Source organism: Kitasatospora sp. NBC_00458 (assembly GCF_036013975.1).
GTDB lineage: Bacteria > Actinomycetota > Actinomycetes > Streptomycetales > Streptomycetaceae > Kitasatospora.
In genome coordinates this window covers 6,413,020-6,425,836 of record NZ_CP107904.1, presented here as the reverse complement: position 1 = coordinate 6,425,836, position 12,817 = coordinate 6,413,020, and the positions used below count along the sequence as shown (strand labels likewise).

General features: G+C 74.8%; 10 protein-coding genes. 4 read left to right on the top strand and 6 right to left on the bottom strand.

Going from position 1 to position 12,817, the window contains the following annotated elements:
- Window positions 1-91 precede the first annotated feature (91 nt).
- Window positions 92-604, bottom strand: a complete 513-nt coding sequence (locus tag OG550_RS26845; RefSeq protein WP_327681728.1) for a pyridoxamine 5'-phosphate oxidase family protein — start codon at window positions 602-604, stop codon at window positions 92-94.
- A 153-nt stretch (window positions 605-757) separates the two neighbouring features.
- On the bottom strand, window positions 758-1,426 hold the full coding sequence (locus OG550_RS26840; protein ID WP_327684170.1) for a phosphatase PAP2 family protein: 669 nt from the start codon (window positions 1,424-1,426) through the stop codon (window positions 758-760).
- A gap of 962 nt (window positions 1,427-2,388) precedes the next feature.
- Between OG550_RS26840 and OG550_RS26835 the strand changes: the two genes are divergently transcribed.
- Window positions 2,389-4,413 carry a GAF domain-containing protein gene (locus OG550_RS26835; RefSeq protein ID WP_327681726.1) on the top strand — a complete coding sequence of 675 codons (2,025 nt, stop codon included), beginning with the start codon at window positions 2,389-2,391 and terminating at the stop codon, window positions 4,411-4,413.
- On the opposite strand, the gene OG550_RS26830 is transcribed toward OG550_RS26835, so the two are convergent.
- Window positions 4,365-4,865, bottom strand: coding sequence for an SsgA family sporulation/cell division regulator (locus OG550_RS26830; protein ID WP_327681724.1), 501 nt, complete (start codon window positions 4,863-4,865; stop codon window positions 4,365-4,367). The two genes, OG550_RS26835 and OG550_RS26830, sit on opposite strands and share 49 nt — an antisense overlap.
- Before the next feature lie 406 nt (window positions 4,866-5,271).
- Here OG550_RS26830 and OG550_RS26825 point away from each other — a divergent pair, with 406 nt between their 5' ends.
- Together OG550_RS26825 and OG550_RS26820 are read left to right on the top strand one after the other, a co-directional pair.
- Entirely contained in the window at window positions 5,272-6,810 is a 1,539-nt protein-coding gene (locus tag OG550_RS26825; RefSeq protein WP_327681723.1) for a hypothetical protein, read from the top strand.
- Between the two features lie 264 nt (window positions 6,811-7,074).
- On the top strand, window positions 7,075-8,316 hold the full coding sequence (locus OG550_RS26820; RefSeq protein WP_327684168.1) for a TerD family protein: 1,242 nt from the start codon (window positions 7,075-7,077) through the stop codon (window positions 8,314-8,316).
- Window positions 8,317-8,483: 167 nt separating this feature from the next.
- Here OG550_RS26820 and OG550_RS26815 read toward each other — a convergent pair whose 3' ends face one another.
- Window positions 8,484-9,179 carry an RraA family protein gene (locus OG550_RS26815; RefSeq protein WP_442906079.1) on the bottom strand — a complete coding sequence of 232 codons (696 nt, stop codon included), beginning with the start codon at window positions 9,177-9,179 and terminating at the stop codon, window positions 8,484-8,486.
- Window positions 9,180-9,326: 147 nt separating this feature from the next.
- Between OG550_RS26815 and OG550_RS26810 the strand changes: the two genes are divergently transcribed.
- On the top strand, window positions 9,327-9,920 hold the full coding sequence (locus OG550_RS26810) for a Uma2 family endonuclease (RefSeq protein ID WP_327681722.1): 594 nt from the start codon (window positions 9,327-9,329) through the stop codon (window positions 9,918-9,920).
- Window positions 9,921-10,069: 149 nt separating this feature from the next.
- On the opposite strand, the gene OG550_RS26805 is transcribed toward OG550_RS26810, so the two are convergent.
- Window positions 10,070-10,999 (bottom strand): proline dehydrogenase family protein, encoded by a 930-nt coding sequence (locus OG550_RS26805; protein ID WP_327681720.1) that lies wholly within the window; start codon window positions 10,997-10,999, stop codon window positions 10,070-10,072.
- 184 nt (window positions 11,000-11,183) lie between these two features.
- Window positions 11,184-12,812: an L-glutamate gamma-semialdehyde dehydrogenase gene (gene pruA / locus OG550_RS26800; protein WP_327681718.1), complete on the bottom strand. Its 1,629-nt coding sequence runs from the start codon at window positions 12,810-12,812 to the stop codon at window positions 11,184-11,186.
- Window positions 12,813-12,817 lie beyond the last annotated feature (5 nt).

Genomic DNA, 12,817 nt, shown 5'->3' with positions numbered 1-12,817 from the left:
CCGGGGAGGGCCCTCCCCGGGAGGGCCGCACCCCCGCAGGACCCCGGACCGGAGGGGAACCCGCACCGGGCGGACCGCTACCGCCGCACCGCTACCGCCGCACCGTCGCCCGCAGGTAGTGCCGCCTGCCGAACTTCGGCTCGTCCACCGCCGTCAGCTCCTCCACCTGGAACCGGTACAGCGCCGCCGCACCGCCCCCCGTCAGGAACTGCCGCCGGACCTCCGCGTCCTGCGCGAACGACGGATACCGCCCCTGGTAGGCGACCAGCGCCGCCTCCGCCTGCCGCCCCCACGCCTCGCCCGCACTGCCCGTCAGCTGGAGGCCGCGCAGCTGCTCGCCGAAGACCGGCGGCGGCAGGAAGACGGTCGCCGCCGCCCGGGCCTCCTCCGCCAGGTGGTGGCTGTGCCGGGTGGCGCGCTCGCTGACGAAGTAGAGGACGAGGTCGTCGTCGTAGGCGAAGAAGGCGAGGTTGGCGTGCGGACCGTGCTCGTGACCGGCGGTCGCGAGCGTGAGCACCATCGCCTCGGCCAGCAGCCCTTCGACCCCCTTGCCGAGCTCCTCGGCCGGCCAGTCCCCCTGGGTGATGTCGAGTCGGTACGGCATGGGCAGCACTTCCCTCCATGACACGCCCGGCGCCCTCGGGCGCCCTGGCACGACTGAGCCGGGCGGGCGCCCCGTCCACAGGGGCCCCACGCCCGGCTCACATGCTCTCCCCGCCACCCCGGCCACACAAGGGCCGGGCGGCACCCGGCCCGCTCAGCCCCGCCGCACCACCGTGGGCGGGCGGCCGCCCCCCGCCGGCACGAGACCGGCGCCGAGGAACGGGCGCAGCGGACCGCTGCGCGCCCGGCCGACCAGCGGACCCGCCCGGCCGGCCGCCAGCGCGAGCGGAACCGCCACCAGCACGCCGACCACGGCGCCCGCCAGGACGTCGTGCGGGTAGTGGACGCCGACCCAGACCCGGGAGGCGCCCATCAGCACGGCGGCGAACCCGGCGACCACCCCGATCCGCCGGTCGGCGAACCAGAGCGCGGCGGCGGCCGCGAACGCGGCCACCGTGTGGTTGCTCGGGAACGACCAGTCGCCCGGTCCGGGGCAAGCCTCCAGGGTGTCGCGCACCCCGAGCTGGGCGCACGGCCTGACCTCCTCCACCACACCCTTCAGCGCCGAGTTCACGGCGTACGCGACGACCACGACCAGCGGTGAGGCGAGCACCTGCGCTATCACCGCCGGGGCCGCGCCCCGCGCGCGCCACCAGGCGGCGAGCATGAGCAGCGCGAAGAGCGCCAGGCCGACGGCGGACCAGAGCGCGACCAGCCGGTCCAGCCAGTGCGGCGCGGCGTCGGCCCAGCCGACCACCCGGGTGTAGAGGCCGCCGTCGACGCCGCTGCCGTCGTAGGCGGCCAGCGGGTGGACCGGGGGCAGCTGCGCGGCACCGGTCACCGCGGGGGCGACCGGTCCCGGGGCGACCGACGCCGGAGCCGCCGCCACCGGGGCCGCCGCCGCAACGATGAGGGTCACCGGCGGTCACCCCGGCGACCGCGGGCCCGCCCGGAGCGGAACACTTCGAGAACAAACGGGAGCATGGAGACAACTACTACCAGACCGGCGATGAACAGCGGATAACGTTCGATACCGGGGCGCGGGTGCTCCGGAGCCCCGTCCCTCCCCGAGGAGGGCCGCCCGCCGCGCGCACCGCCCGCGGGCGGGACCGCCCACGACCGTCACCACGAGGCCCTGGACACCCCGTGCCCAGCATGCGGACACGCGCCCCCGGCACGCCCCCGTGCGCCCGACGCGCACCTCGCACGACCGCCCCCACCGGACGGCCCGCCGCCGTTGCAGCCCACCCCCGCACCTCCCCACCCGGAGGCGCCTCCCCGCCCCATCCCCACCCCTGTCGGCCGCCTGCCCGGGGAAAATATGCAGACCGGTCCACTGATAAAAAATCTACCGACCGGTCTACATAAGCACCCGCCCCCCACCGCAAAGTCGGCAAAATATGCCAACCGGTCTACATAAAAATTCCCCCACCTCTACCCCCGCCCCTGCCCCCACCCCGCCTCCCCACAGGCCTCACGCCGACCTCGAACCAGCCCAGCAGCCTCCCGGGGCCGGCCGCCGCCCCGGCACGCCAAAGCAGGAAGTCGACCCGTCCGACTTCCTGCTCCGAACCACCCACCGCATACCACCCATCGAGCACCACCCGCCCCTACGGCCCCACGGGACCCGACGCCGGATGGCCATAACCGATTGGCATGTCCACTCTCATACCCTGTGGTATTCCGACTTGGCAGACCCCATCCCCAGGAACCGGTAGCGCCCGTACTCTTTCGTCAGCGCGTCGACCCCGGCGCGCCCTCGAACGGCGGCGAGGAGCAAACGGAGTGCGGCAGACCGGACGGCAGACCCGACGACCCGAACGTCGAACTCCGCAGACCGCGGCGGAACTGGCCAAGGTCCACGAGCGCGCCCTCGCCGAGGCCGCCGCCCGCAGCGCCGCCCGGGACGCCACCGCCCCCGACGACGAACAGACCCTCCTCCAGCCCCGCCCCGAGATCGGCGACTCCTGGGCACGCCTGCGCCGCCTCGGCCTCGACCCGGACGCCGGCGCCGCCGCCGTCCACCTCGGCCCGGCCGAGATCGAACACCGCCGCCGCACCTCCGGCCTCGACCCGGTACTCCCCGTCCTCCGCGACACCCTGCTCGAACCGGTCGGCCAGGCCCCGCTGATCCTGGCCATCGCCGACGCCGACGGCCACATCCTCTGGCAGGAGGGCGAACGCGGTCTGCGCCGCAGCGCCGACCGGATCGGCTTCCTCACCGGCGCCCGCTGGGTCGAGGAGAGCGTCGGCACCAACGGCATCGCCGCCGCGCTGCGCGCGCAGCGCCCGATGCACGTCCACTCCGCCGAGCACTACCTGCGCAGCCACCACTCGTGGACCTGCGTCGCGGCGCCCGTCCACGACCCGGGCACCGGGCGGCTGATCGGCGCGATCAACCTCAGCGGCCCGGCCCACACCATCCGCCCGTACCTGCTGCAACTGACCGCCACCGCCGCCAAGCTCGCCGAGACCGAGCTCCGCGCCCGCCGCCTGGAGTCGCTGCACCACCTCCGCACCCTGGCCGCGCCGCTGCTCGCCCGGGTGAACGGTCCGGCACTGGTCGTGGACGCGGCCGGCTGGACCGCCGCCGCGGCGGGCTTCCCCCCGCCGCCCCGGCTGCGGCTGCCGGCCGGCGGCTGGGGCTCGGCGACCGTGCACTGGCTGCCGAGCCTGGGCGAGTGCGTCATCGAACCCCTGGCCGACGGCTGGCTGGTCCGCCCGGTCCGGCCCCAGGACGACGCCCCGACGACGGCCGGCGGTCCGGCGGGAGCCCCGGACCAGGAGCTGCTCGCCGAGCAGGCCGAGGGCGCCCGGCTCCGGCTGGACCTGCGCCGGCCCGACCGCGCCGAGCTCTCGGTGCACGGCGCGGCCGGCAGCTGGTCCCACGCCCTCAGCCCGCGCCACGCCGAACTGCTCCTCCTGCTGGCCACCGAGCGGAACGGCCACAGCGCGGCGCAGCTGGCCGACGCGCTGTTCGGCGACCCGGCCCGGACGGTGACGGTCCGCGCCGAGCTGTCCCGGCTCCGCCGCTACCTGGGCGGGCTGCTGGCCCACCGGCCGTACCGGTTCGCCGAGTCGGTGCTGGTCAGCGTGGCCGGCCCGGAGGACCCGTACGACCTGCTGCCGACCTCGTCGGCGCCGGCCGTGCGGCGGCTCCGCGCGGGCCTGGCGGCCGGTACGGTCCGCCTCCCCGGCACCCCGCCGTTACCGGACCCCCGCGCGCCCGGCGACGCGGCCGCGCCCCGGCCCCGGCCGTCGCGGCCACCGGGCGCCCAGCCCGTCCGCAGGCAGCTCACAAGCGCACAGCCCTCCGACGCACAGCTCCCCGGCCCACAGCCCGGCAGCACACCACCCGCCAGTGCACCGCCCGCCAGCGCACCGCCCGCCAGTGCACCGCACCCGGACCCGCGGCTCCCGGGCGCACCGCGCGAAGCCGTCCACCCCACCGGCGCGCGGCCCGGCAGCACGCCACCCGCCGACACACAGTCCGCCGCCGTCCCGCCCCCGCACGACCGGCCCGTCCCGCACGGCCTGCCGACGCATGCCCTGCCGACGCACGGCCTACCCACGCATGACCTGCCGGCACACGGCCTACCGACGCACGGTCCGCTGACACACGGCCTGCCGGCGCACGACCTGTCGACAGGCGATCAGCCCACGAGCGGTCGGCCCACGAACGATCCGCCCGCAGCCCTCCGCCCCGAAGGGCCCCGGCCGCAACCCCAGGCCCAGCCCCCGGGCCCGCGGCCCGCGCGGCCTCAGCCGCCCGTCAGCAACTCGGACAGCTGGGCGTCGGTCGGCCCGTAGGCGCGCTCCGCCTCCTCCGACACGAGCGCGTAGGTCCGGTCCAGCCAGGCCCGGACCTTGGGCTTGGACACCTCCAGCAGGGCGCTCCCGTGCGGCGATTCCAGCGCCAGGTGCAACGTCGAGCCGTGGCACGGACAGTACGCCGGCCACAGCTTGACGTCGCCCTGACCGCTCAACGAGCGCAGGCCGTCGCGCAGCAGTTCACGCGAGAACACCCAGTCGGCCTCGTCCGGCCGGCCCAGGTGGAACGTCAGCAGCACCTCGTACGGGCGGTCGGCGTCGAACCGGAACCGCGTACGGACCTCCCCGACCACCTCCTCGCCCAACGAGATCCGCAGGGTCAGCACCTCCTCCACCGCCGCCGGAGCGGCGGTGGAGCCTGCCTCTTCGCCGCCCGTGGGGGTAGCGGCGAGAGGGGCACTGGAGGGTGCTGACAGCGGGTCGGGCGGCATGACGATCTCTCCGGGACGGCGTGGGATGCCCTCAGACTGCGCCACTGGTCACCGGGCGGCAAGGGTTGCAAGGAGGTTGCAATAATCCCTGCCCGACCGGGCAGATCCTTACCGATCCTGTCAGACTGACCGTCAACTTCCGCTAAGCAATGGGCTGTCCACGGATCGGATCGGTTCCGTCCGAGGGCTGGCCACCCCCGGGGCGCCCGCTGGTACGCTCGTCCCCCTGTCGGCGCGCGCCCGCGCGCGAGTCCCGGCGGACCCCGCACGCGCAGCCCGGACCAGACCCGGCCGGATCAGGCCTGCCCAGCGGCCGTCCACCTGGTCCGGCGGCACCGGCTGCGCCGTCGGTACGTGGGAGAATGCGACGACCGCAACGGCGACTTCAGGGGAGGGAGGGGGTCCGGTGGCTCTGTCCGAGGGCGCCGAGCAGGACGCGGCGTACCCGCACGACCGGCGCGGCGGGCGCCGTGGCCGACACGGTCGGCCGAAGCCGTTCGGCGGCCGCCTCCGGCTGCCCACACTGCGGTTCTCCGGTGCCGCGATGGCGATGTCCACCGTGGTCGGCATCAGCATCGCCACCACCTTCCTGCTCAACGAGCAGCAGGGCGTGGGCCGGCGGGCCGGGGTCGCCAGGGTCGGGTCCAGCGGGCCGCCCAGTCCGGCCGCGCCCGACACCTCCTCCGACGCCGCCGGGTCCTCGTCCGGCCTGGCGTCCGGCGGTGCCACCGCCCCCGCGGGCCACCCCCCGGCCGCGCTGCCGCAGTCCGGCCCGTCCGGTCCCGCCGACCCGAGCCGCGCGGCCGGGTCGTCTGCGGGCGCGCAGTCCCCCGCTCCCGCCGGGTCCGCCCCGGCCGCACCGCACCCCGGTGACGCCGGGTCGGGCCGACCGCTCGCCGAGGGCCCGGCCACCGCGCACGGCACGACCGGCGAATCCTCCGACCGGACGCTCGGCGGAGGCCCGGAGGCCCTGACCGCGAGCACGAGACCCGGCCCGCAGCCCGCCGACGGACAGCAGGACGGCGCCGACGGCCCGGCCGCCGGGCAGCTCGCGGAGCAGCAGCTCGCGGACCAGCTGCCCGACGGGCAGCCGCTCACCGGTCACCGGCCCGACGGCCCGTCACCCTCCGAGCCGTCACCCTCCGCCGCCTCCCCCTCCGTCCCCCGGCCGATGGTCCCGTCGCCGGGCGGCTCCGCACCCCGCCCGCCCATCGCGCCGCCGGGCCCGGGAGGCCTGACCGGTGAGGCCGTCGGATCCGCCAAGGACACCGGCGCGGAGGGGGCCGGCGGCAGACCGGCGACCGGCGAGCCGTCCGACCGGGAGGACGGCGCCGCGACCGACGACGGCGCCGCAACCGACACCGCCCCGGGCGCGGGCACCGACACCGACACCGACACCGACCGGACGATCAGCGGCGCCGCCCTGGTCCAGTCCCTCGGCCGCGACGGCACCCGCCACCTGCTCGCCCTGACCGTCACCGAGCCGCTCACCGCGCTGCAGACCGAGTTCCGGCTCGCCCCCGGCGCGCTGGCGCCCGGCTCCGGCACCGCCTGGACCGACCTGACAGGCGCGGTGGCCACCGCCCACCAGGAGCGCGGCGCGCTGGTCTACCGCTTCACCACGCCGCCCGGGACCGACGTCCGCCCCGGACGGTACGTCTTCGGCGTCCTCGGCAGCCGCCCCGCCACCGCCGCCTCCACCCCGATCGCCTCGACGGCCCCGACGGCCCCGCCCACCGGTCCCACCGGTCCCGGAGCGCCGACCGCCGCCCCGCGCCCGGCCGCCGCGGCCGAGACCTGGAGCGCCGCCGCCTTCGGCATCCACCGGCCCCGCGCGGTCGCCGCCCTCGGCGCCTTCGCACCCCCGGCGGACGCCCCCGCCGAGGCCGCCGCCCCGGCCGCACCGCCGCACAGCAGGGCCCACGCCACCACCGGGCCCCGCTGACCCGGCCGGACGGCCCGCCGCCCCGCACCCGCCCGACCGGCCCCACGGCACCGACCGAACGCCGCCCCGCCGCCCGTCCGGTGCCCGGGCCGCCCGCCGCACGCCCGAACCCCGGCCGAGCACCCGGCAACCCGACAGGTCAGCGCCCGTTCGGGCTCATCTCGGCCGCCCCGTTCGTTACTGTGGTCGCCAGTCGGCACAGCCGCCCCGCGCCGGGGCCGGCCCCGCACCACCGCATCCCAGGAGGAGTTCGTGTCCACGGTCCTGACCCAAGGCGGCAACGCCCCGCTGACCGCCGCGCGGGTGACCGTCGAGGTCACCGCACCCAAGGCGCTGGACGTCTCGGGCCTGCTGCTGACCGATGCCGGAAAGGTCCGCTCGGACGCCGACTTCGTCTTCTACAACGCCCCGAACGGGCCCGGCGTGACCCACCGTCCGGCCTCCGCGGGCACTCCTGACGCCATCGCCATCGACACCGCGGCCGTCCCGGCCGGCATCACCAAGATCGTGGTGACCGCCAGCCCCGACGAGGCCGGCGCCACCTTCGCGGGCATCGAGCCGACCGCGACCGTCCGGGACAGCGCCAGCGGCGAGGTGCTGGTCACCTTCACCCCGCCGCCGCTCAGCCGGGAGACCGCGCTGGTCGTGGTCGAGGTCTACCAGCGCAACGGCGCCTGGAAGGTCCGCGCGGTCGGCCAGGGGTACGCCGACGGCCTGGCGGGCATCGCCACCGACTTCGGCGTCAGCGTCGACGACCAGCCCACCCCGGCCGCCACCCCGGCACCGGCCGCCGCGCCGCCCGCCCCGGCACCGGCCGCCGCCGCACCGCCGGCCCCGCCCGCGGCCGTCGACCCCCGGGTCGCGATGGCCTCCGCCCCGCCGATGCCGCAGGCCGCCCCGCCCGTGCCCCCGGCCGCGCCGTCCTTCACCAAGGTCACCCTGGACAAGGGCCGGGTGAGCCTCACCAAGGGCGGCTCGGTCTCGCTGGAGAAGAACGGCAAGCCCTTCCTCTCCTCGATCCGGATGGGCCTCGGCTGGGAGCCCGCCGGCCGCGGCCGCAACATCGACCTCGACGCCTCCTGCATCGCCTTCGACGCGAAGCGCGAGAAGCTGGACACCGCCTGGTTCATGAAGCTGGGCATCTTCAACGGCTCCATCGCCCACTCCGGCGACAACCTGACCGGCGAGGGCGGCGGCGACGACGAGTCGATCACCGTCCACCTCAACGGCCTGCCGCCGGAGGTCTGCGGCCTGGTGTTCGTGGTGAACTCCTTCTCCGGCCAGAAGTTCACCGACGTCAAGAACGCCTACTGCCGCCTGGTCGACGCCTCGTCCAACCAGGAGCTGGTCCGCTTCGACCTCACCCAGTCCGAGCCGCGCACCGGCGTGGTGATGTGCAAGCTGGTCCGTCAGTTCTCGGGCGAGTGGGTGATGACCGCGATCGGCGAGTACGTCGACGCCAAGACCGCCCGCGCGATGGTCAAGCCCGCCGCCTCGATGCTCTGACCTCGATGGTCTGACCTCGATGGTCTGACCTCGATGGTCTGACCTCGATGGTCTGACGGCACCCGCCGCCTCCGGCGCCGCCCGAGGGCCCGGCCGCTCCCGTGAACGGGGGCGGCCGGGCCCTTCCAACTCCCCTACTCCCCAAGGGTTTTACGCCCGCGCGGCGGCTACTCCTCGATCGCCCCGCCCACCTGGCGCAGGTGCTGCCGGAAGCTGTACGCCGGATCCGCGGCCCGCCGCTCCAGGTACCGGTCGAACGAGGTCTGCCGGCGCAGCGTGTCGCCCGAGCGGATCCGCTCCGCCTGGACGCGCTCGGTGCGGGCGATCCCGGCGGCGCTCTCCAGCACCTCGTCCAGGCGGGCGGCGGGGACGAACAGGACGCCGTCCGCGTCCGCGAACACCACGTCCCCGGCGTCCACCAGGTGCGGGCCGAACCGGGCCGTCGCCAGTGCCTCCGGCTCCCGGTCGTCCAGCCGCACCGGGCCGAGCGGCAGGCTGCCGTAGCTGAACACCGGCAGCCCGATCTCCAGCAGCTCCGTGGTGTCCCGGTGCAGCCCCCACACCACCAGCCCGGCCACCCCGGCGGCCCGCGCCTCCAGCACCGCGAGGTCGCCGACGCACGCCTCGTCGACCCGCCCGCCGTTGTCGATCACGAGCACGTCGCCCGGCCGCGCGGAGCCGTACGCCTCCAGGAAGACGTCGACGCTCCCGTAGTGCCGCACCGGCAGCACCCGTCCGGCGACCCGGCTCCCCGGGACCACCCCGGCCACCCCCGCCGGAGCCGCCCGCAACTCCACCCCGAGCCGCACGCACGCGTCCGCCACCAACGGCGTCGACAGCTCCGCGAACCGCTTCACCACCATGCCAACTCCTCCTGCTCAGGGCCCAGTTCACCAGCAGCAGGATCCTACGCCGCAGCCCCCATCACACCATCGGGTGAAAAACCATCGCGCACGGCATAACTCCCCGAACCCACGACTACCGTGACGCGCATCTGAGGGAGGGGCATCATGAGTGCTGTGGCGCATGAGCGACCGATCACAGGTTCCCCGTCGCAGGAGGACATCCTGCTGGAGGGCTTCCTGAGCCTGCACTCCCCCGAAGGCTTCCGGGCCGAGCTCATCGAGGGAGAGATCTTCGTGGCACCACCGCCGGACGGCGATCACGAGGACCACATCAGCCACTTGATCAAGCAGGTGGCCCGCAGGTCCGCCACCGACATGAGCGTCTCCGGCGGCAAGGGCCTCCGTCTGGTCAGTGGCGGTCTCTGCCCGAGGAACCACGTCATCCCCGACGCGACCTTCGCCCCCGAGGAGCTCCGCCTCTTCCGCGGCGCCCCGTCCTGGATGGAGCCGGACGGCGTGGCGATGGTCGCCGAGGTGACGTCCGCCAAGCCCGACCAGGACCGGATCGCCAAGCGCCACTGCTACGCCCGTGCGGGAATCCCGCTCTACCTCCTGATCGACCGCGAGCGGTCGCAGGCCAGCCTCTTCGGCGCACCCCACCGCGACGAGTACACCGAGGTCCACCTGGCCGCCTTCGGCGAGCCGCTCGCGCTCCCCGAGCCCTTCGGCTTCGAGCTGGACACCAAGCCCTTCCTCTGAGCCCGCCCCTCCCTCCGGTCCCCGCCCGCAGGTCCGCAGCGCGAGAGCACGCCGCAGCGCGAGAGCGCCCCGGGGAACGAGAACGGCCCGCACCCCTCCGCGCAATCGGGGGTGCGGGCCGTGTCCTCGGTGGCGGACGGCGGCGGACGTCAGCCGCGGGTCGCCATGGCGCGCAGGAAGAACGTCAGGTTGGCCGGGCGCTCCGCGAGGCGGCGCATGAAGTAGCCGTACCACTCCTCGCCGTACGGGAGGTACACGCGCATGGTGTTGCCCTCGCCGGCGAGGCGCAGCTGCTCCTCGGGGCGGATGCCGTACAGCATCTGGTACTCGAAGGAGTCCCGCTTGCGGCCGTTCCACTGGGCCAGCTGGCCGGCGATCTTGATCATGTTGGGGTCGTGCGAGGCGATCATCGGGTAGCCCTCGCCCGCCATCAGGACCTTGAGCGCGCGGACGTACGCGAGGTCGACCTCGTGCTTGCCCTGGAAGGCGACCGACTCGGGCTCCTTGTAGGCGCCCTTGCACAGGCGCACCCGGGAACCGGCGCCGGAGAACTCGCGGCAGTCGGCCTCGGTGCGGCGCAGGTAGGCCTGGAGGACGACGCCCAGCCACGGGAAGTCGGCCCGCAGCTCGCGCGCGATGGAGAGGGTGGAGTCGGTGGTGGTGTGGTCCTCCATGTCGAGGGTCACCGTGGTGCCGGCGTCGGCGGCGGCCTCGCAGATGCGGCGGGCGTTCTCCAGGGCGATCTTCTCGCCGTCCACCGGGAGGAACTGGCCGACGGCCGAGAGCTTGACCGACACCTCGGCGCCGGCGGCGAGGCCGGTCTCCTTGAGCGCCGCGAGCAGGTGCTCGTAGGCCTCGGCGGTGCCGGCGGCCTGGGCCGCGTCCTGGGTGTCCTCGCCGAGGTGGTCCAGGGTGACCTTGCGGCCGGTGGCGACCAGGTCGTCGCAGGCGGTGACGGCGTCGTCGAGGGCCTCGCCGGCGACGAAGCGCTCGACTATCGCGTGGGTCGGCGGGAACTTCTCGACGACCGTGCGGACCTGGGGGGAGCGGGAGGCCGCGAGGAGGGCGGAACGGAGCATCGTGACTCCTGGAACTGGTGCTTCTAAGGGTGGCAGAAAAGCGGGCGGCGGACGAAGAGGGGTGCCGCGCGCAGCGCGACCCGAGAAGGGTGGCGGCGGGCGACGGGTGGGCGGGGTCCGCCGCCCGGGGGACGCCCGGTTGCGGGACCGGGCGTCACGGGACCGAGGGGTCCGAGGGGGGCGTTCAGCCCATGTGCGGGTAGCGGTAGTCCGTCGGCGGGACGAAGGTCTCCTTGACCGAGCGGGTCGAGGTCCAGCGCGACAGGTTCTGCTTGGCGCCGGCCTTGTCGTTGGTGCCCGAGGCACGGGCGCCGCCGAACGGCTGCTGGCCGACGACCGCGCCGGTCGGCTTGTCGTTGATGTAGAAGTTGCCGGCCGCGTTGCGCAGCTTGAGCATCGCGTGCTGGACGGCCTCGCGGTCCTGGGAGATGATCGCGCCGGTCAGGGCGTAGTCCGACACCGACTCCATCTGGGTCAGCATCTCGTCGTACCGGTCGTCCTCGTAGACGTACACGGCGAGGACCGGGCCGAAGTACTCGTCGCGGAAGTACTCCGAGGCCGGGTCCTGGCAGACCAGCACGGTCGGCCGGACGAAGTAGCCCACGCTGTCGTCGTACGTGCCGCCGGCCAGGACCTCGACCTGCGGGTCGGCCTGGGCGCGGTCGATCGCGGCCTTGTTCTTGGCGAAGGCGCGGTCGTCGATGACGGCGGACATGAAGTTCGACAGGTCGGTGACGTCGCCCATGGTCAGGCCGTCGACCTCGTCGCGGAACTCGTCCTTCAGCTCGGCCCAGATGGACGCCGGGACGTAGGCGCGGGAGAGCGCCGAACACTTCTGGCCCTGGAACTCGAAGGCGCCGCGGGTCATCGCGGTCTTCAGGACGGCCTTGTCGGCGGACGGGTGGGCGACCAGGAAGTCCTTGCCGCCGGTCTCGCCGACGATCCGCGGGTAGGTGCGGTAGCCGGAGATGTTGTTGCCGACCTCGCGCCACAGGTGCTGGAAGGTGGCGGTGGAGCCGGTGAAGTGGATGCCGGCGAGCGCCGGGTGCTTCAGCGCGACCTCGGAGACGGCCAAGCCGTCGCCGGTCACCATGTTGATGACGCCCTTGGGCAGGCCGGCCGCCTCCAGCAGCTGCATCAGCAGGTGCGCGGAGAACTGCTGGGTCGGCGACGGCTTCCAGAGCACCACGTTGCCCATCAGCGCCGGAGCGGTCGGCAGGTTGCCGGCGATGGCGGTGAAGTTGAACGGGGTGATCGCGTAGACGAAGCCCTCCAGCGCGCGGTGGTCGCTGCGGTTCCACACGCCGTCCGAGGAGATCGGCTGCTCGGCCATGATCTGGCGGGCGAAGTGCACGTTGAAGCGCAGGAAGTCGACCAGCTCGCAGGGGGTGTCGATCTCGGCCTGCTGCGCGGTCTTCGACTGGCCGAGCATGGTGGCGGCGGCCAGGGTCTCGCGCCAGGGGCCGGCCAGCAGGTCGGCGGCGCGCAGGAAGATCGCGGCGCGCGAGTCGAAGGAGAGCGCCTGCCAGGCCGGGGCGGCGGCCAGGGCAGCATCGATGGCGTCCTGCGCGTCCGCCTGGGTGGCGTTGCGCAGGGTGCCGAGCCTCGCCGCGTGGTTGTGCGGCTGGACGACGTGGATCTCGGCGCCGGCGCCCATGCGGCGCTCACCGTTGATCGTCATGGTCAGCTGGACCGGCTCCTGGCCGCCCAGCTCCTTCAGCTTGGCCTCCAGACGGGCCCGTTCCGGGCTGCCCGGGGCGTAGCTGTGGACCGGCTCGTTCACCGGCGCGGGGACCTGGGTCACAGCGTCCATGAGCG

Excerpts from the sequence above, each read along its gene's own strand:
- OG550_RS26830 (WP_327681724.1), bottom strand. The coding sequence starts at position 4,865 with ATGCCGCCCGACCCGCTGTCAGCACCCTCCAGTGCCCCTCTCGCCGCT.
- OG550_RS26845 (WP_327681728.1), bottom strand. The coding sequence starts at position 604 with ATGCCGTACCGACTCGACATCACCCAGGGGGACTGGCCGGCCGAGGAG.
- pruA (WP_327681718.1), bottom strand. The coding sequence starts at position 12,812 with ATGGACGCTGTGACCCAGGTCCCCGCGCCGGTGAACGAGCCGGTCCAC.
- OG550_RS26810 (WP_327681722.1), top strand. The coding sequence starts at position 9,327 with ATGAGTGCTGTGGCGCATGAGCGACCGATCACAGGTTCCCCGTCGCAG.
- OG550_RS26815 (WP_442906079.1), bottom strand. The coding sequence starts at position 9,179 with ATGGTGGTGAAGCGGTTCGCGGAGCTGTCGACGCCGTTGGTGGCGGAC.
- OG550_RS26805 (WP_327681720.1), bottom strand. The coding sequence starts at position 10,999 with ATGCTCCGTTCCGCCCTCCTCGCGGCCTCCCGCTCCCCCCAGGTCCGC.